Below are 20,059 nucleotides of genomic sequence, written 5' to 3'. Positions count from 1 at the left end.
ACCTATACAATTGGAACAATTAGCGAAGACAGGCTTGGAAGCCCGTAACCACCACTACATCGTAGGACAGACACTCTTGTCTGTCCACCAGCAAGGGCGACCCAGAGGGTCTGCGCCTTCACTCGGGCGCAAGCGTTTGCGCCCCTACCACGGGTTCGATAAATCGAACCCCTACATCACAGGCGAGGACGCCTGTCGCTACCCTTTTACAGGTCTGGAGACCTGTCAGTACCCAATACAAAATTCCTTGCTACGATGAGTACAACGTAAACTACTCAAGTTTAACTCACAAGTGATTTGTGCAATTCGATAATTTTTTTGTAGGGGTAGACCCTCTGGGTCGCCCAATTTGGATGTTGGATCATCTTGTCCGACAAACAAGATCGCCACGTCGCTTCATGCGCACAAGGTTGCACATTTCGCTCCTCGCGAAGACAGGCAGAGTGGTGGTTACGGGTTTCCAAACCCGTTTTTCGGCAGGGTACCGACAGGTCTCAAGACCTGTACATTTGGCATAGAGAAAACAGGATTGGAATCCTGTAACCACCACTGAAAGGGCGAACCAGAGGTTCTGCCGCTACACAGTAAGACAAACACTTTTGTCTGTGCCCATGGTTTCGCATGCCACTCCTCACTAAGACAAGAGAATAATTCCACTTCTATGTTCAATGTGATTTGCCTAACCGTTGCATTGAGATTCGTGTACCAAACGACTACCTTTGCTCTATGAACATTCTGGTAGCAACATCCGCCTTTCCGCCGATGGTGGGGGGAACCGCGGCTTACACCTTTGAGATTTGCCGTGGACTGTTGCGGCAGCATTACGACATTACGCTGTGGACGAAAGCCAGTGTCGTCAAAGGGGGGGAAGTACCGCCCGGCTTCGATGTCATCACCCTGATCGAAAGCAACTGGACGCCCGGTTGGTTGCGGCGACACCGCAGCGAGTTGTCGTGGCAGGAAGTACTCACCCACCAGAAACCCGATTTAGTACTGATTCCCAAATTAGATCTGTTTTCGGAAGAGGTCGCCGTCTGGGCACATCGCGATGGTATCCCATTCACCGCCATTTTTCATGGCAATGAGCGGCTCACGGCGAAATCGCCGATCTTGAAATCAAAAAAAGTATTCGCTGTCTCAAAGGCGGTGAAGCAACGTTTGCCGGAACCGTTATCGCAAAGTGCGGTCGTCGTCCCCAATGGAGTCGATACGATGCGGTTCCGCGCCGGGAAAGCCGACGCCGCCGTATTAGCGAAATTGGAGCTGGATAAAGCGCCGCGCGGTATACTGAATGTTGGCAGTTGGGTTCCCGAAAAAGGCCACGCCCTGCTGCTTGAGGCAATGACGCATCTCTTGCCGCCGCCAGAGGGACCGGAACTGTGGTTAGTGGGAAGCGGCCCCGAAGAGCGGACAATGCGCCGGCTTGCCGATAAGTATCGTATTTTCGACCGGGTGCGCTGGTTGGGTTCAGTCGACGATGAGCAATTGATCAGCGTCTATCGTACGGCGCAATTTGTCGTACTTGCTTCTCATAGCGAACAATTCGGCACATTGGAGGGATTTGGATTACCGGCTCTGGAGGCAGCTTCCTGCGGCATTCCCGCGGTGGTTTCCAATCGTGGCGGCTTGCCGGAAGCAGTCGTCGACGGGGAAACCGGCATCGTCGTTTCCGAGGCGAAATCGAAAGCGTTTGCCGATGCGATCAATACCCTTTGGCAGGACGAACCCCGCCGAATCGCGATGGGAAAAGCCGCTCTTGACCGCGCGATGAAGGAATTCACTTGGGAAATCGTTCTCCAGAAATTAGGTCGCGAATTGCGAAAAATCATCAACGAGGCGAGAAAAGAGACGGAGCGCAGCGATGCCGAAACCGAATCCTGAGAACACTTCCGTTCCGGTGTTGTTAACCGGAACCATCGATCTCTCGCAAATTCTTCCCATCGAATCCGACTGTATCGTTAATACCCCCTACGGTTCGACCTATGCGTATTATTCGAATGAAGTATGGGTGATTCCCCGCCACGGAAAAGATGGCGAAACGCTTCCTCATCATATTAACCATGCGGCAAATCTCGCGGCGGCTAAGCAAGTGGGGACATTTGCGCTGGGATTGGGTTCGGTCGGTTCGTTGGATTCGGATGTTGCGCCCGGCATGTTGGGTGTTCCCGACGATATTTTTAGTCCCTATATCATCGATACGATTTGTACCGAAGAAAATCGCATCCATTCGATTCCGGAATTCGATATGACACTGCGCCGGGTTGTCGTTTCGGAATTGCAATTTCATGGCTTCGAGTGCATCGATGGCGGGGTGTATGCACAGACCCGCGGGCCGCGCTTTGAGACCCGCGCCGAGATCCAGTGGCTCAGCGATTACGCCCATTATGTCGGAATGACGTGCGCATCGGAACTGAGTATCGCCAGTGAATTGCAAATGCCTTATGCGCTACTCGTATGTATCGATAATTGGGGAAATGGTATCGGTCCGGTTCCGTTATCGATGGATGAATTTATGGCGGGCGTTGCCCATAACCATCGTCATATCAGCGCAGCGGTGTCGGCAATCCTGCCCGCCCTGAAAATCTATGCGCAGGAATTGGCAAACCTGCGAAAACGATAGCGATGGATTACATCCGATGTTATATTTCTAACGTGATGAATCGTTTCGATTCCTTGAGGAATCTTGTGGAATCTTGTGGATGACTTGATGATTATGATGAATGGATGTTGGTGATGGGAGGTAACTGGTATGAAAAAGATTGCTGTTATCAATGTCAGTCGCATTCCTCATCCGACGAATGCAATGCTATCTTCTACCCACCGGTTCTTCGCTTCGCTTCCTTTGACACGCAATTTTCTTCTCACCCTCTTGATTCTCTTTCTTTTCTGCTCGCTCGCAAGGGCGGAATGGGTTCCATTGGATTCGATGGCAGCAAATTACACCAGTGGCCAAGCCCACAGCAATGGACTCGGATACTACGCCGAATTTGAGCTTCATCGAATGCCGTACCAACCCGATAATGGTAGTTACATTTCGTTGTACGAACTGCAAACTGGTCGAAAACTTTGGTCACGTCCATTGTCTACAATTAATGTCGGAGAAAAAACACAGAGTTTTGTCAATCGGAATGGAGATGTTGTTATTGTTTTACAACGAGAAGGAGTTCTTCGTTCCTTTGTGTTTAATCGGAATGGCGACACCTTACGAGACTGGCAAACGATTGTAAACACAAACATCGGGATTGTGGACGGCGATCTGGACGATTCTTGCAACCTATATTTGTCAGGTACTTTCGGATATTACACAAAAATCAATCCTGACGGCACCCTCAATCGATTAGTACATCTTCCTTTTGAGACCTATGGCACTCCGATCTACATTTGTCACGATGGGGATGGGGGGGCATATATTTGGTCAACCTACTCACCGATTCAATACGTCACACACGTTTTTAGCGATTCGAGTCATATCGTCGGACCAGTGGAAGTCCGACGAGTAATCTACTTGCCAAATGTTGGTTACGGCACCGATGGTTTTTGTTATTCCTCCCGTTCCCGCTTGCTCTACCAATTCGATGGCTACGATTACGACACCTCATATACGATTGGGTACCGCATCCATCCCGACAGTTTAACTTTACTACAGGTTGATACGGTTTTTCGGGAACCGGGGGCGTATAGTCTACCCGTATTTTGCGATACTCCCGATACGATTTGGCAATTTCGTCCCCGTTGGGGGTTGGATTCAAGTGGTCAACACTATATCACACAACAATTTGAAATGGTGGCGTGCACCCGTGAAAATGGCTGGGTTGTCACCGATACCTTTCCTCGTTCGACTTTTTTGCCAGTTGACCAAGGTACGGGGATCCTCCGGATCGATGCCCGAGGCAACGACCTGTCGATTGGCTATGCGAACCGGATGCTGACTCGGCGGGTCCGCAATCAAGTCGCCCACGAGCAATCCTCGCTATTACCAACCAATCCGTTTACGATTTATCCCAACCCTACCAATGGTAGGTTCTCACTGTTTATGGGAGGGCGGCAAACCAATCGGATTCTGGTGTATAATCTCCTCGGACAAACGATTGCGAGTTATCAACCTCATACCGGAATCCTTGTGCAATCGATCCTCTTGCCCGGTTCCCTGCCTTCCGGTACCTACTATCTACAAGTGCAAACTTCCACCCACCCGACCCAAGTTCTCCCCCTCCATTATATAAAGTAGGTGCGCTAACGCTTGCGCCCGATGATTCGGGTAGGGGCGGCACCGAAAACGTTCACCCGTTCCGTTGTTGGTGGTGGTTACGGGCTTCCAAGCCCGTACGAAATTCGGGTCGAAGCGTTTCGGCCCCCACAACAAAGGGCCTGCGCGGCACGCCCCTACAGACGGGATGGGTATGGACAGGTCTCCCGACCAGTAAAAATAAAAAGGGCGAACACAAGATTCGCCCTTACTCATGGGCGACTGCCAGCCGCCCCTACATTTTCATGTGTTATTGGAATTAGATATTAATTGCGACACCATACGCGACACCAGCAGCTTCCTTAATCGCTTCGGATAGTGTCGGGTGGCTGTGTATCGTGTGATGAATCAAGTGTCCGGTCGATTCCGACGACTTCGCAATAATCAATTCGGAAAGCAATTCCCCGGCATCATGGCCAAGAATATGTGCCCCGAGCAGTTCGCCATATTTTTCGTCGAATATCACCTTCACCATCCCTTCGGTCTCGCCTGCCGCGCGGGCTTTCCCATTGGCGCTGAACGGGAATCGTCCGATTTTAATTTTGAGACCCTTATCGATACACTGCTGCTCGGTGAGTCCGATACTCGCAAATTGCGGTTGACAATAAGTTACCGCCGGCATACTGTCGTAATCGATGTGGTGCGGTTTATTGCCCGCCATGTGCTCGATGGCGTGAATGCCTTCGGCACTGGCGGTATGGGCAAGCCACGGCGAACCAATACAGTCGCCAATCGCATAGATGTTCGGCAGTGCGGTCTGATAATCCTTATTGACTTTTATCGCGCCTTTTTCGATAGCGATCCCGAGCGTTTCCAGTCCCAAATTCTCGACGTTTCCGGTTACGCCAATCGCCATTAATGCGACATCGGCATCGATCGCTTCGTCTTTCCCGTTGGTTGTCCAAGTCACCTTGACGCCGTCTTTCGTCGGCTCGACCGATTTCACCATTGCGTTGACTTTGACGTCGATGCCCTGTTTCTGGAAACTCTTCGTGAGCAAGTCACCGAGTTCAGTATCGCCCGCCGGTACCAGTCGCGGCAGCATTTCGAGTTGCGTGACTTTCGTTCCGAATGCATTGTAGAAGTAGGCAAATTCGCTGCCAATCGCACCACCGCCAATCACCACCAGCGATTTCGGCTGTTCGGGGAGCGACATCGCCTCATGACTGCCAATCACTTTCTTGTGATCGAGTTTAATCGTGGGAAGTTCGCGGGTACGCGCTCCCGTCGCCACCATGATAAACTTGGCGGTGTACGCTTTTTTCGTACCATCGGCGGCGGTAACCGACACTTCGTTTTTGCCGCTCACGGCGCCGCGACCTTGTAAGTGTTCGAGTTTATTCTTCTTGAATAAGAACTGTACGCCGCGCATCGACATATCGGCGACTTTGCGGGAACGGGCGATAATCGCTTTCCAGTCGTACTTCGGATTCTCGACCGAGAGCCCGTAATCGTTGACATGGGCGAGCAGCTTAAACGTTTCCGCCGACTTCAGCAGCGCTTTCGTCGGGATACAGCCCCAATTCAGACAGATGCCGCCGAGGTGCTTCTCCTCGACCACAGCAGTTTTCAAACCCAATTGACTGGCGCGAATCGCCGCCTCGTAACCACCGGGACCCGAGCCGATGACGATAAGATCGTAGTTCATTTCCGACATTCTTTTTTCTCCAAAAACCGTTACCGATAATACGAAAAATCCGAGTCTTGTAATAATCGAGCCGCTAATCTCACCATCGATAAGCGACTTCCGATTTTATCGTCGTTGTAAAACGTTATTACGGTTGACGGCAAAGACGAAATCCGATGTAATATTTTCCACTATACTTGGCAAAACGAAACGCCGAACGGCAAGCGTCCAAATTGTGCATCCAAGATCCACCGCGAATTATGTGATTTGAGTTTTGTGCGTCCGTTACCCAAGGGCTTCCATCGCAAGGTGCACCGTTATAGTTGTCATGGTACAAATCCTCACACCATTCCCAGACGTTGCCGCTCATATCGTGCAGGTTCCATGCATTTGCGATCTTTTCACCAACCGGATGCGTAACGCCGTTTGAATTAGAGTTACTCCTAATGAACGATCCAATCGAGCCGCTCGATAAGGTATCACCACAGTAAAACAATGTTGATGTGCCAGCGCGACAAGCATACTCCCACTGAGCTTCGCTTGGTAAAAAGTAATCACCGCCGGTGTTTACTTCAAACATTTGAACCTCGTTATACTGAACCATTTCCACGGGCAGTAGTTTACTGTTTGAACGATCGCGAAAAGCAGAGAGATTGTACGACATTACTGCAGTCCACTGTCCTTGCGTTACTTCGTACTTGCTCAGCCAAAATCCTTCGGCAATCGTTACGGTATGAACGGGCGATTCAAGCTTATCGGTACTAACCCCCCGCACCGGAGTACCCATTTGAAACGATCCCGGCGGACACCAGCACATTTCTATTGTCAAACCGGTCGAACCAAGTGGAAACGAACGCACTTCACCAGGATAACTGCCGTAGGTCGGCTGGCGAGTTGTAAAACACCACACTGGTCCGCTTACAGGCGGATTTATGCCATCGGTCGCGACGACTTTCCAATAGTAAACCGAGTTATACTGTAAAGTCGACACATTCACCCAGTTATGTCCTTGTGCAAGAGAGATTTGTTTAGTCGGTGGGTTTATCGAATCAAGATATATATCGTAACGATAATTGAAAGAAGTACCTTCCCACTTGAGGGATGGAGTCGTTGAAACGTTGGCAGAGCTATCCGCTGGATATTGATATACGGGAGTTAATGGAGGGTAATTTCTGTTTGTTGGTTCAGATCCGTCACCATAACTGCAACCGAGGAAACATGCCATATATAGGAAACCCAACAATGACATAGTTGAGGTGGAAGCGATTCTTAACATTTTCGACCTTTCGATTCAAAACAACATTTTCATTTTATCATATAGCTCCTTTATTTGAATTTCTTTCATGAACCTCTCGAAAGTTAAGTTAACTAACATCACTTATTCGACGCAAGACCTTGCACCGAACGATCATCGACGAGGGAAAGTAGCGGGCTACCAGTAGCACGATTGGTAGATAGCAGATAAGAGATGCGCAAAGAGAATTCTCGTGGCGGTAACTTGACGAAACTCCGTCGATGGGTTTGTTTGCGCAGTTAGGTCAACTATCGTAACCAACTGCGGATCGTCAGTAAGGTGCGCTCGATGAAATCGTGCACCGACGCATCGTCAATGTTAGCGAACCGAAGCCGTTGCCGGATATACAGTGAACAGAATCCATGTAAAGTCGACCACAGTAAAATGGTGAGTTCCCGTACATTTTGGTTTTGCAGATGTCCGGCAGCTTGACATTCCGCGAGGAGTTCCTCAAATACTTTGTATAGCCGCTCCCCTTTCTCCGTCGCGAAACCGTCTTCCGGCCGTTGAATAGGTAATCCCTGAATAAACATGATTTCATAGTATTGGGGATTTTCCAAAGCAAATTCTAAGTAACAACGTTCGTAGGCAATGAGGCGGTCGACCGGGTCGGCAATCTGATGATGCTGGAGAATCTTCTCATTTAAGCGATCCAATCCCTCGTTCAGTAATTCAAGCAAAATGGCATTCTTGTCGGAAAAGTAGAGGTAAATCGTTGAAGGACTATACTCAATCTTTTCGGCGATATTCCGGATCGAGACCCGTTGAAATCCAAAATCGACGAATAATTCCATCGCAGCGACTAATATCCGCTGCCTCATGGCGCGCTTCTCTTTTTCTTTTCGTTCAGCGATTCCCATCGCGGCACTCCATTCACAGATTAACAACATCGTGAATATAGTAAACACTGTACATATTTCAAAGTTACACTGGCACTCACTTTTGATAAAATCGATTGTCTATCAAGACGCTTTCAGTGATTTATTGCCTGGTAATTTTGGAAACAGTTTTACCCAGTGTATATTAGAAACTTTGAATGTCCTGTCTGAGAAGACAAAGGAGAGTACTTATGAGTGAGTTTGAACACACCTACACCGCATTTGTTGGGGTTTATATGATCGCGTCGGGTGAACTGATGGATGTATTAACCCGGGTAAAACTATTCGAGGGTCGAGATTGTCCAACCAATGTATTGATTTTCGACGATTGGACCGGTAAACAGATCGATTTCAATTTTCAGGGTACAGTCGCAGAGGTAATTGCCCGGATAGCCGAACATCCGATCATGGCGGTACAAGAAGTATCAAATGCACCGTCGAATCGTCCCGGTCGACCGAAGTTGGGAGTAATTTCCCGGGAAATATCTATGTTACCGCGGCATTGGGAATGGTTGGAATCGCAACCGAACGGCATCTCAGCTACGCTGCGACGGTTAGTCGAGGAAGCCAGGAAGCGTGATCCAGAGGGGGAACGGCAACGTTCTGCTCGCGATGCTATTTTGCGGATTATGACCGTATTAGCCGGGGATCGATCCGGGTTCGAGGAAGCGTCGCGCACGCTGTATGCCGGGGATTACGGAAGTTTCGATAAAATCGTTCGGAATTGGCCGGAGGATATTTACTGGTACATCGACCGGATGGTGCAACATCGGCTCATGAACGATACAACACTTCCCGTAAACGAGTGAAAAGCAATGGATGATATTTGTGAATGAACTCGCACGTTTGTTTAATGGGAATGATGGTGCGGGGTCGGCAGCGATGTCGTCAATGTCAGTTTTCCGTGTTGGACGCCTTTCATGGAGAGAATCTTTTCCGCGATATTGCTAACTTCCGCTACCGAACCTTTCATCAAGATCACCTCGAGACAATGGTCGTGATCGACATGGACGTGCGATGTAGCGATTATCTCATGAATATGATCGTGTTGGAGTTCCGTCAGTTTTGCTTCGAGGTTCCGATGGTGATGGTCGTACGTGAAAACAAAAGCACCAAAGACACTTTGCCCACCGTCTTCTAATTCGGTCTGGATCATCTGTTCTCGAACTAAGTCGCGAATTGCTTCCGAACGGTTGCGATAACCCTTCTTACGAATTAACTCGTCGAACCGGGATAGCAAATCGTCCTCCATCGCTACCCCAAACCGTGTCAGTTGGCTCATAGTTCCTCCGCTGCACGATAATTGAAACAAGTATCATCTATCTGGTGAACTACCATATTTCACTTCAATGGCAATCCATTCAAATCGCGCATCAGTAGACGGTCAGCATCAAGAGCGATATCGCTCCCTTCGGCACTGTCGCGAATTGCCCGCCAGAGCTGTCGACGTCGAAATGTATCGCGATCTGTCATCGCTAACCGTAATTGCTGCCGCCACCGTTCCGCTTGTTCACTGGTGAAGTATTTTCCGTCTGCCGAGTGGACGTTACCTACCCCGCTCAAAACAGTATTTGGGTTAGTATCAGGACTACCGATTTTTCCGAGTAGGGAATCGGAACGCATACTGAGCGCCTGCATCGCCGCTTGTAAGGCGCGTTGGAAGATTGCATTGGTATCGAGGTTACCGATGCCGCCGAATCCACCGGTGATTGATCCTGCAAAGTTGGAAGTCACTGATGCCGGTTGTTGCGTATTAAGAGCGCTGCCGCCGGAAGGAACCCAAAACGGATAGACAATTGGATCGGAGCGTTCGGATTCACGGATTACGACGGCGTACAGTCCCGGTCGGTCGGGACCACGTACTGGAAAGACACCAAAATATGACCAATTATCGAACGTGGTAGGATCCATCGCCACCGGTTCGCCATCGGGAGTATTTTCGTTTAATGCGATTTCGGTAAAGCGCACCAGGGAATCCTGTAACATCCCGCCCACCCACTGAATGCTACTATCCGAATCGCCGCCCCAGTACTTGCCGGGAAACCATGCGACAAGGGAAGCACTTTGGGGAACCATTTGCGCTTGATCAACCACGGAACGCAACATTTGTAATGTGCGACCGGTTCGCAAGGCGGATAGCTCCCGCCAAGTTCCCCGAATCCACGCCCAAAGCCCGGGCTTTGGTGGTGAGACAATACCTCTTAGAGTACCGGTTGTTTGTTTCTTTTCACCTTTCGCCAGAGTGACTTCTACCGGAGAAACCAAAAATTTGGTAGTGTCCGCTGATACAATCCGATAGGTCTCATTGGAACGTAGCCGATCGAACAGGAACTTTCCATCGGCATCAGTGATGGTCAATGCTGTCACAGTGTCCGACTTTCCGGCGATTCGCAGGGTTACTTTGGGCAAAGGGGTATCAGTGCCAAGAGCAAGCAATCTCCCCTCAACTACGGAACGTCGCAGCTCACACCCGGAGATTGCGAAGGCAAGTAGAAACACAACCAAAAGACTCTTTTTCATTTGCATCGCTTTCGATAACTGCAATTTTGGACGTTCATCACACAACTGGGGCATTACATGTTCCAAAACTGCAAAATATACTTGGAAAGACAACTCTGGAAAACTACATTTACCATTTGTGAACAAGGAGAATCTTCTCTAATATAGGGAAGGAAGTCATTTAATACGTACGATGACCCGTTAAAAACCCACATGGAGGAAGAATGATGAAAATGCGCTCGCTTCTTCGGAATCTGATGAAAAGTACGGTTGCTATCGTTCTCGCAACCGGGATGGTAGTTTCTTCCGAAGCTTCGAATAAAGTTCAAACCTTTCACTCGGTGAATCCACCGGTGATTGACGCTTCCGGCGGTCCCGATGCATTCGGTTATCGTTGGATTGACAACAATAATGAACCAACCGGTCCGACTTACAACTGGGTCGATATCTCAACATCTGGAACGGCAATTACCTTCGCTTCGACTGACGACGGTATCTCGGCACCGATAACAATTGGTTTTGGATTCCCATTCTATGGAACGAACCGTACCCAGTTAGTCGTGTGCACCAACGGTTGGGTTTCTTTTAATACTACAGAAACATCGACCGAGTACACCAATGTCGGAATTCCCAATGCGGCAGTTCCAAACGATATCGCTTGCCCATTCTGGGATGATTTAATTTCGACCAACGTGCGCTATGCTACCGTCGACGGTAATTTTGTGGTGTCTTGGATTGGCAGCACCCGTTGGAATGATACGGGCAGTAATTTAACGTTCCAAGTCATCCTGATGCCTGATGGTTCGATTCTGTATCAATACAATACCACCAGTGGAACCGTGAATAGCGGTACTATCGGCGTGGAAAATGGTACCGGAACTGTTGGACTTCAAGTTGCCTTCGATGCCGCTTACATCGCGGTCGGCCGAGCGGTCAGAATCTACGCGCAAGCAGCCACCAACATCCTCTATGGTACAGTCACAGCGAACACCGGTGGCACTCCGATTGACTCCGTCAATATTCAGTGCGGCGTCCGTACTGGTCGTACCAATGCGCAAGGCTACTATCGATTCTTAGTCGATGCCGGCGCGCAAACTGTAACCGCTACCAAAGCTGGTTGGAATGGTTATACCGGACAAGTCAACATCACTGGTGACTCGTTAATGCACAACTTTACCATGCGCCGCCCGATGGCAGTGGTCAGCCCGACATCGCTTGACTTAACCGTTGGTATTGGCGACAGCGTTTTTGGCAATGTCACTTTGAACAATAACGGCGATGGTCCGATGGCGTTTACCGCTGCATTGCAACAAGGACCGGTCATGGATAATGCATCGACTCGTGAGATTACTCCTGCGACCGACGATGCAATGATAACTGCGACGACAATTCCGGCAATCGACGAAGTAAACACCCCGTGGCAAATTCTTCGTGATATCCAGATCGAGAATCTTGGCAGCCGGCGAGCACAGAACTATGGCGCAGAGTATGCCAATGGTTTTATTTGGGCACCCTGCGGCGACCGTTGGTTCCGGTTTACCCCGGAAGGAACGTTTGTCGACAGCACACTCATGATTCCTGGCGCTTCCTCAGGCGCATTTACGATTCGCGATATGGCGTTTGACGGCGACTACATCTACGGTTCGTGGGATGCAACATTACGCGCATTCGACCCGACCACTGGTGCCGCTGTAACTGCCGCAAACATCAACTGCACAGCAGTCGGTGTAGGCCTTTGCCGTGCAGTCGCTTACGATCCCAACGAAGATGTGTTCTTTGTTTCGAATTGGGGCACGGTTTCCTCGATTTACAAAGTGAATCGTTCGGGCATAGTCCTTCAGACTTATACCAACCATGGTGGCGTAGGCGGTATGGCATGGTATCCGGCTGATGTCGACAACAAGCCACTTTACATCTATACCCAGGGTACTGGCTACAATACCCGCATTTACAAAATGAATCCCACCACTGGCGACACGTCGATGGTTCAGGCGGCATTACCGGGCGCTGCAACGGCAGACATCTCGGCAAGCTGCTTCATTTCTGATCAAGTCGTCCCCGGTTTCTGGGTGTTTGGTGGTATGGTACAAGGCGCACCAGATCATTTGGTAATCTGTGAACTTGCCAATGCCGGACCGCGTCGCTGGTCGTTCTCGCCCAACCAAGGCAATGTCGCCGCTGGTATGAACACTCCGATCCAAATCGGTTTCCGTTCGGTTCCGACGGATAACCCACGAATCTTTACAGCAACATTAAACGTCACCACGAATGCGACAGACGAAGTATTCAACGTGCCGGTAGAAGTCACTGTACAACAAGTAAACGCCGGTGAGGGCAATGTCCCGTTGGCAAACTCGTTTGCTCTATTGGGCGCTTATCCGAATCCGTTCAATCCGACCACTTCGGTGAAGTTCTCGCTCGCTACCCACTCGAAAGTGACATTGTCACTATACGATGTGAGCGGTCGTGAAGTCGCCAGCTTATTGAATGCCGAACTCCCCGCGGGTTCCCATTCGATTGGCATGAAGGCAGTTGATCTCGCCGCCGGTACCTATTTCATTCAGATGAAAGCCGGTTCCTACGTTGGCGCGACCAAGGTCGTATTGCTGAAGTAGTTTCTACTTCCATGAGTAAGAACAGGGTCACAGTAATGTGACCCTGTTTTTTTGTGCAAGAAACAATTTGTTGGTTCTTTCAATACTGAAACGTATACTCGATTCCAAATACATAGCTTCTTGTTAAGCCGTCTGGTCGAACATCGCGCGTAACAAACGGTACACCCAACGAGAACTCTAATGAATTTCGTTCGTTTATTCGATAACTTGAAACAACATTTCCGTTCAAGGTTAATCCATCAGAACCCACAATTGACACTCTTTCACGACGTGCATCGCTATACGTATCTTCTCCGAGATGATAGATCGGCAATAAGCTAACACGATTGGTGAGCCGAGAAGTAAATACTGGAATCGTGTAAGTGAAACGAGCGAGAATATCGCCCTTCCGATTTATTCGATTTGATGCGGGATATTTCATTGCTTGAGCGTTTGGATAGCTTTCGGGGAGAAAAGCATTATCGCTCTCACCGGATAGCGGTTGTTGTATACCAATCGATACTTGCATCTGATTCCGATGAAACACGATTCCAAGCATCGCGTCTAAACTACCTAATGAAGGTTGGTACGCCATCGGAAGATCATAATCATTCTTCTTTACACTCGGTTTACCAATCGGAACTTTGCATCCCGCAATCCATGTGAGTGAATGATTAGAACCTGAAGAAAGTAGATAAGCAGATGTTAAGAATAAATCGCCGAACCCGGAAGTGGAAGCCATCTCACCAGTTATTGAAGAGGCTGTTAGTTTCGAAGAAACAATCCATTTGGGCTGGAGCTGTTTTTCAAATGACAGAGAAAAGCCTGTAACCCGAGTTCCGTTGTCGCCCATACCTAAAGTTGTACCGGCAGAAAACTTATGTTTATTTGTCGACTCGTCTTGACATGAACCATCCATTCCCTGTATCGAACACAACCCCGCGTCGCTGCACCCTTGGGCAATTGCATCATTGCTATAATGCAATGATATCAGTACTGACAGAGCCAGAAATACTCGTACCATTTACTCTCCCTTTAATCAACGAACTCGCTTTATCGCACTAAATCCGATTACCGTTGTTTGAAGACAACATCCTAATCGAACGTAATACGAGAATTGAATACTTAGATGTTAAGTAAACATAGAGTGCGGATTTAACGGGAAAAAGAAGAAGCTACAATTCGCGCATCCGTTCTAAGAGAATTTGTTCGCAATGATCCCACCGTCCATTTGCCAGTAGCCATTCCCTGCCGCGTTGTCCGGCGGCAATTCGTTCATCATCGTGATCCAACAAATACTTGATTCGATCGGCAAACTCCGACGGCGATTCTTTCACGTAATACACGCCCGACAAACCTTCAGGAAGAACTTCTTTCAGAGCAGGCATCTCGGTGGAGACAACCGGAACGCCCCAACCAAGGTAGTATAGAATCTTCTGAGGTAGGTTGAAGCGGTAACGGTCGATATTAGTAGGCAAAATCGCCAGTTTTGCCATCGCCATCAAATCGTAGTTCTCATCCAATTCGACAAAGCCGCGATGTTCTACGATATCGGAAATACCACGCGTAGCAAGCGCTTCGTCCCACGGTACAATTGCGGGATCGGTTGGAGGTGGGCCTGTTACAAGCAACTTTACAGGACGATATTGTTCCTTGAGCAATTTCATTGCATCAAGCATCAGCGCACCGCCGCGCGACTGACTCAAGATGCCACCGTAATGCAATTCGGGATGATTGTCCGGACGTGGCGGGATTGTCCGCTGATACTCTGTGGTTGTTAGGTAGTTAATGAGAGTATGGCAATTGGGATGTCCCAACTCTTTGTAATAACGCGCAGTCGGCGGATCGCTTGTCAAGATCAATTCCGCATGACGTGCCATCTTGGGAATCATCGAATTTGCCATCCAATGCACGATTTGTTTCATTGGGAAACGTGACGCATACCAGGCAAATCGTGCAGCATCGGGATAATACTCGTAGGAATCCCAGATCGTTTTTACATGATACTTTTCTTTTAACTGCCGCAATAAAAAGAGCTGTTCCGGGGAATTGATTTGTACGAAGTCAGGGGGATTGGCAAACATCTTCCGGCGAAACATTTGAATCCGGTCATACCGCTCGCCAAACGAGATGCCTCCCTGATAGCCGTAAATCTTGATGCCGTTGCGCTCCTCAAACTCGAATTTTGCGCGGGCATGAATTTCCACATCGTATTCTTTCGCCTGCGAACAAGCGATTCGCCACAATCGGGAATAATCCCACGATGCGACAGAGGATAAGTGTACAAGCCGTTTCTTTGCCATAGGGTAATATCGAAAAAAGGGGCGTATCCGATACGCCCCAAATGAAATTCCTACTGATTACTTCACATATTGAACCGGTACCGTATTCGAATATCCGGCAAGGTCACGCACACGTATGTAGTAAGTGCCAGACGTGAGATTCCCTGGTGCATGCCAAGTCAGGAGATGCGAACCCGCAGCGTAGTTGCCAGAGGTAATCTGTCCGATTTCCCTCCCCGACATATCGATGATCGTTGCCGTTATCGAAGTCGACTTCACCAAATCGATCTGAACTTTGATTTCCGAGTTGAAGGGATTGGGATAGGCATTGACTGTAATCGCTGATGGCATCGGCGCAGTGGGCGGTTCCGGGGTTGCGTTGTTATTCTGCACGATAATAAAATCGGCATACACCGGCAAATGGTCGGCGGCGTAATGCAATGCATCGGCAATGCTATCGGGTACTGCCGTGTTTGGACGTGAGTTAATCGAGTCGTTGAAATGAGAGCCATCGTTACCATAGGTACGGAAACTGTTTGTGATGTACCGTGAACCAGTTTGGGTATTAAACGTCATCGAGGGGAGAATGAAGTCAAAGCGATCATCCATACCGCCGGTGGTACCGCCGCCGAAACTGCGCACACGGGGAGACTGAGTATGGATAAACCGGAAACTCGAGTTATTGCTCCAATTGCCCGGTTGGAGTGGATCAAACGCCCGACCGTCATTATCGGCTTGACTTCCGGTAAGATTGGAATAGGTGACTTCCGCACTGGTATACAAATTGAAATCACCTGTGTACATAAAGCGGGAACCGGTTGGCAAGGCATTGGCGTGATTGCGCATGATGGTCGATTCTCTGCCGCGCTGCGCTGCATCATCCGATGAGTTGGAGGCTTTTAAGTGAGCATAGTAAACATAAAATGCCGATGTAGTGTCTTGATGGATCGGGTGGACTTTGTAGACATAAATATTCCGCAACTCGGTAGGTATCGTCTCCATACCCATGTAAACTAATTTCGATTGCCGATAGAAGAAACCGGCATCAGTGTCACGACCGTCGACGAAGGGGGCATATGCCCAATCGGTGCCACCGTATGCATTCAAGGCGTTATCGCGAACGAGTACAACGCCGGCATAGCTGATGACTTCGCCAGCAACCAGAATATCGATATCTGCCGCATTCAGAGTTTTTCGTAGATACACCGCCCGCGCGGCTCCGTCGGAACCGGGATAATTCAGAATATTGTATGCCATTACCCGGATCGTATCTGCTCGTTGCGCAAAACTTGACGATACCGCGAACAAGCTGCTAACGCAAAGGATTACAAATAGCGGTATCCTCAATCTTCTTACTTTCACGATCATCTCCTGTGTAGCGAACCCAGTGTAACAAACGTAGTCTGACATCGCTTCGTGGGGTTCCTACTGTCATCAAAAGCGGTCTAATGCGACAAGAAAGCAAGAGCTCGCGCATTCCTGCGGAGCTCAGGTTTCAATAAACCTCAAAATACAAGGTTTATACCGATTTTCGCAAATCTTCGAGATAGCTTGAGGTAGATTCCCGGGATTGCATTTACTTTGTGCAGACCGATTCGCAATCGGTAAGGTGGAAAAATGAGCTATGATCACGACTACGACGGCTTTGGTTAGATTTATTGTATTTCGGAGCAGACGGTTAGTACTCTATTTGAGGGGGATCAGTATGAAACTCCAATGATTTTGGTCCCGGTTTACTCAAGCCCGCCAATTAACTTCTTCCAATAGGATCATCGATGCCGGAAAAACAAGCAGAATTCTCGATTTTTAAATAATCTTCATTCATCCCTGAACAAAAGCCTTGTTTATGATGTAAAGTCTACATCCATGAACACATAACATTATCCTGCTCCAGCTCTTCTTGGAGAATTATTTATTTTACAACCAACAGAACAACCGAGGAGTAGTCGAAAGGAAATGTGAAACAAATGATAAATCAGAAATTCGGTTAAGTTTTACCGAAAGCGAGACGATGAAAAGGATGGCGTTATGCTTTAAGTATTTTTATTAGGGGGCACTCATGCCAGCAGCCTGCAATCATCCAGTCACCAAATACTCTTCCCTCGAACGTTCCGTGAAAGGGGCGATGAAATTGTGGCATCGTTGCACAGTGTGTGGACTGCCGGTTCTGGTCAAGGTGTATTACGGCACTCCAGACCTCCCTGCGAAAACAACTCTGAGCGAGATTTCGCTTCGGTTCCGCAATCGAGCCGAAAGCAAAGCGGCATAGCGAGCTGTATTGCAAATAGTTAAAGTTATACGTTATATTACTTGAAGACACCCCGCCCATGGCGGGGTTGCTCTCTCTCAATTAGTTTTACATCGGTTTGCTTCGCTTGGTGCACAATGTGCAACCTTGCATGTTAAGCGAGGTGGCGTTCGTAATCGTTTGATGATCCAAACGCCTTGGAATTTCACTCCCCTTTCTGCCGCAAAGCTCTCCAGTCGGTGGGAAGGGGTTGTGATTATTACCTTGAACGCGTTTCTTTATCCATTACCCAACACGATCCAGGTACCGGCGATTCTCCAGAATTGCTATTCTTTCTTTATACAGGTCGGGAGACCTGTCAATACCCATCCCCTTACACCTTTCACCCTACACCCTTCACCATTTTTTTCGATCCCCATTGCCCATTCCCCTTCACCCTTCACCCTTCACCCTTCACCTTAGCAGCACCATCTTCTGTGTCTTCACAAATTCTCCAACTTGCATCCGCACAAAGTAAGTTCCCGACGAGAGATTCTTACCATCGAATGTCACTCGATAACTTCCGGTTTGCTGTTTTTGATTCACAAGGGTAGCGACTTCCCTACCGGTGATATCAAATAGTCTTAAATCGACATTGCCCGATTTTGGCAGTGAATAGGAAATCGTAGTAGAAGAGTTGAATGGGTTGGGATAGTTTTGGGAAAGAGAGAACTGCTTTGGTTGGATATCGATTTCTCGAGCTACATCCACAGTATCAAAACGTAGTCTAGTGACGAAACAATCAGTGGGATAACCACCTAACGAATCATAGGTTGTATCAAAGGCGTTTTGTGTGATAGGGAAGTTTGGACTCGTTGTAGATCCAGCGACCACAAATCCACCATTATTGTCATTTACAATGTCACCTATGTAATCTTCGCCAGAACCACCAAAGTAGGAACAGAAAGTTAGTTGAGTGAGTGTACCATTCAATTGTGCTAAGAATATATCCCAGCCTCCACCGAAATAAACCGGAAATTGTGCATTAGGTGTGATCGGAATATCCATACTTGAAGTACCGCCGCAAATTATAATACTACCATTATTACTGATTGCCAATCTTGCGGCACCATCAACATCTGAACCGCCTATAAAAGTGCAGCATAGCAGTTGCGAACAGTCGTTGTTAAAACGGGCAATGTAACTATCGCGGGTTCCCCCTAAAGATGTGTCAAATGCGCTAACAGTCACAGGAAAGTTTGGACTGGAAGTTGCGCCAACAACAATAATACTTCCATTTTCATCAATGACAACTCCCGAACTCGATTCTTGGTCGGAACCCCCCAAAAAAGTGCTGAAAATTAAATCCGTACCAGTGGTATTGAGATGTGTAATAAAACCGTCGCCTTGCCCGCTATTGTACGAAGTATCGAAGGCACTCGTTGTGGTTGGGAAATTGGTGCTGGTGGTTTCGCCAACGATTATTACGCCACCACTGCCATCGGATATCGCCTCCACCTCAATGTCGCTTCCCGATCCACCGAGATATGTGCTGTAAATGATGTTTGTAGTATTATTTATATGGATGACAAAACAGTCGTTACCAGCATTGTAAGTAGTATCAAAAGCAGTAGGTGTTACGGGAAAATCGGCACTGCTTGTAAGACCAACGACGATAGCTCCGCCGCTACCATCATGGATTACTTGATTGCCAATATCACGTGAATATCCACCGATAAAAATACTGTAGATCATCTGCGAACCGGTACTATTTAACCTTGTTACAAAACAATCTGGTTGCGACGGATTTCCAGTATTATGGAAAAAACCATCCGCGGGAAAATCAAAACTCGAAGTATAGCCTGTTATAATTACACCACCGAAGCCATCGCCAGCGATTCCTCTTGCTACCTCAGTCATCCATCCGCCAATGTATGTGCTATAAACAAGCTGGGAGCCAATGTTGTTCAGTTTAGTAATAAAGCAGTCACTAGCCCCATTGAAGGTAGTGTCACCAACTCCAGATGTTGTCGGGAAATTTGTACTTAATGTGGAGCCTGTAACTACGCTTTCACCAGATCTATCGCTAATAATTCCAAATGCGTCGTCAGTACTTATTCCCCCTAAGTATGTACTGTAAATAAGGGGATCGATGCGCAAGGAATGGTCGGGGTTGTAACCATTGGGGAGCGTGATCCCGAAGGTGTTTTTGTCGGTCAGTTCAAATGCCGCTTCGATTTCCGTTCGACTCCCATTCGCCGACACTTGGTACACACTCGGCAGCGCCGTTCGCAATTCCCCGAGCGAAGTTTGTAACCGAAGTTCGGGAACAGGGGACAGGGAACAGGGGACAGTGGCAAGGGATTCGGGGCTCGGGGTTCGGAAAGAATCGGTACGACAAACACTCCTGTC

15 protein-coding genes are annotated in these 20,059 nt (G+C 48.5%); 6 read left to right on the top strand and 9 right to left on the bottom strand.

What is annotated here, in order from left to right; all coding sequences use genetic code 11:
- Positions 1 to 726 precede the first annotated feature (726 nt).
- The 3 genes from OEM52_06995 to OEM52_06985 all read left to right on the top strand — a co-directional run bounded on the left by OEM52_06995 (position 727) and on the right by OEM52_06985 (position 4,228).
- Positions 727 to 1,881 (top strand): glycosyltransferase family 4 protein, encoded by a 1,155-nt coding sequence (locus OEM52_06995; protein ID MDK9699870.1) that lies wholly within the window; start codon positions 727 to 729, stop codon positions 1,879 to 1,881.
- Positions 1,862 to 2,620 (top strand): MTAP family purine nucleoside phosphorylase, encoded by a 759-nt coding sequence (locus OEM52_06990; protein ID MDK9699869.1) that lies wholly within the window; start codon positions 1,862 to 1,864, stop codon positions 2,618 to 2,620. Before OEM52_06995 ends, OEM52_06990 begins: the two co-directional genes overlap by 20 nt.
- A 129-nt stretch (positions 2,621 to 2,749) precedes the next feature.
- Positions 2,750 to 4,228, top strand: a complete 1,479-nt coding sequence (locus OEM52_06985; protein MDK9699868.1) for a T9SS type A sorting domain-containing protein — start codon at positions 2,750 to 2,752, stop codon at positions 4,226 to 4,228.
- A gap of 277 nt (positions 4,229 to 4,505) precedes the next feature.
- On the opposite strand, the gene lpdA is transcribed toward OEM52_06985, so the two are convergent.
- From lpdA to OEM52_06970, 3 genes are all read right to left on the bottom strand, one after another.
- On the bottom strand, positions 4,506 to 5,894 hold the full coding sequence (gene lpdA, locus OEM52_06980) for a dihydrolipoyl dehydrogenase (protein MDK9699867.1): 1,389 nt from the start codon (positions 5,892 to 5,894) through the stop codon (positions 4,506 to 4,508).
- Between the two features lie 127 nt (positions 5,895 to 6,021).
- Entirely contained in the window at positions 6,022 to 7,149 is a 1,128-nt protein-coding gene (locus tag OEM52_06975) for a formylglycine-generating enzyme family protein (GenBank protein MDK9699866.1), read from the bottom strand.
- A 266-nt stretch (positions 7,150 to 7,415) separates the two neighbouring features.
- Positions 7,416 to 8,027, bottom strand: coding sequence for a TetR/AcrR family transcriptional regulator (locus OEM52_06970; protein ID MDK9699865.1), 612 nt, complete (start codon positions 8,025 to 8,027; stop codon positions 7,416 to 7,418).
- A 209-nt stretch (positions 8,028 to 8,236) separates the two neighbouring features.
- Between OEM52_06970 and OEM52_06965 the strand changes: the two genes are divergently transcribed.
- Complete coding sequence (locus tag OEM52_06965; GenBank protein ID MDK9699864.1) at positions 8,237 to 8,854, top strand: DUF2239 family protein; 618 nt, start codon at positions 8,237 to 8,239, stop codon at positions 8,852 to 8,854.
- Between the two features lie 41 nt (positions 8,855 to 8,895).
- Here the strand turns inward: OEM52_06965 and nikR are convergent, their stop codons facing one another.
- Together nikR and OEM52_06955 are read right to left on the bottom strand one after the other, a co-directional pair.
- Complete coding sequence (nikR, locus tag OEM52_06960) at positions 8,896 to 9,327, bottom strand: nickel-responsive transcriptional regulator NikR (GenBank protein ID MDK9699863.1); 432 nt, start codon at positions 9,325 to 9,327, stop codon at positions 8,896 to 8,898.
- A gap of 59 nt (positions 9,328 to 9,386) precedes the next feature.
- Complete coding sequence (locus OEM52_06955; GenBank protein ID MDK9699862.1) at positions 9,387 to 10,619, bottom strand: carboxypeptidase-like regulatory domain-containing protein; 1,233 nt, start codon at positions 10,617 to 10,619, stop codon at positions 9,387 to 9,389.
- Positions 10,620 to 10,768: 149 nt separating this feature from the next.
- Here OEM52_06955 and OEM52_06950 point away from each other — a divergent pair, with 149 nt between their 5' ends.
- Positions 10,769 to 13,159: a T9SS type A sorting domain-containing protein gene (locus OEM52_06950; GenBank protein MDK9699861.1), complete on the top strand. Its 2,391-nt coding sequence runs from the start codon at positions 10,769 to 10,771 to the stop codon at positions 13,157 to 13,159.
- 79 nt (positions 13,160 to 13,238) lie between these two features.
- On the opposite strand, the gene OEM52_06945 is transcribed toward OEM52_06950, so the two are convergent.
- The 3 genes from OEM52_06945 to OEM52_06935 all read right to left on the bottom strand — a co-directional run bounded on the left by OEM52_06945 (position 13,239) and on the right by OEM52_06935 (position 16,782).
- On the bottom strand, positions 13,239 to 14,162 hold the full coding sequence (locus tag OEM52_06945; protein MDK9699860.1) for a hypothetical protein: 924 nt from the start codon (positions 14,160 to 14,162) through the stop codon (positions 13,239 to 13,241).
- Between the two features lie 151 nt (positions 14,163 to 14,313).
- Entirely contained in the window at positions 14,314 to 15,441 is a 1,128-nt protein-coding gene (locus tag OEM52_06940) for a glycosyltransferase family 4 protein (GenBank protein ID MDK9699859.1), read from the bottom strand.
- A 57-nt stretch (positions 15,442 to 15,498) separates the two neighbouring features.
- The gene (locus OEM52_06935; protein ID MDK9699858.1) at positions 15,499 to 16,782 is read right to left on the bottom strand and encodes a T9SS type A sorting domain-containing protein; all 1,284 of its coding nucleotides are present in this window, start codon (positions 16,780 to 16,782) and stop codon (positions 15,499 to 15,501) included.
- A gap of 697 nt (positions 16,783 to 17,479) precedes the next feature.
- Between OEM52_06935 and OEM52_06930 the strand changes: the two genes are divergently transcribed.
- Positions 17,480 to 17,689, top strand: a complete 210-nt coding sequence (locus tag OEM52_06930; GenBank protein MDK9699857.1) for a hypothetical protein — start codon at positions 17,480 to 17,482, stop codon at positions 17,687 to 17,689.
- A 432-nt stretch (positions 17,690 to 18,121) separates the two neighbouring features.
- Here OEM52_06930 and OEM52_06925 read toward each other — a convergent pair.
- Positions 18,122 to 20,059 (bottom strand): T9SS type A sorting domain-containing protein (locus tag OEM52_06925; protein ID MDK9699856.1); only part of this gene is annotated, 1,938 nt, incomplete at its 5' end.

The organism is bacterium (assembly GCA_030247525.1).
In the GTDB taxonomy this organism is placed as follows: domain Bacteria; phylum Electryoneota; class JAOADG01; order JAOADG01; family JAOADG01; genus JAOTSC01.
Note: the sequence above shows the minus strand (reverse complement) of the source record. Positions and strands in the feature narration are given on the sequence as shown.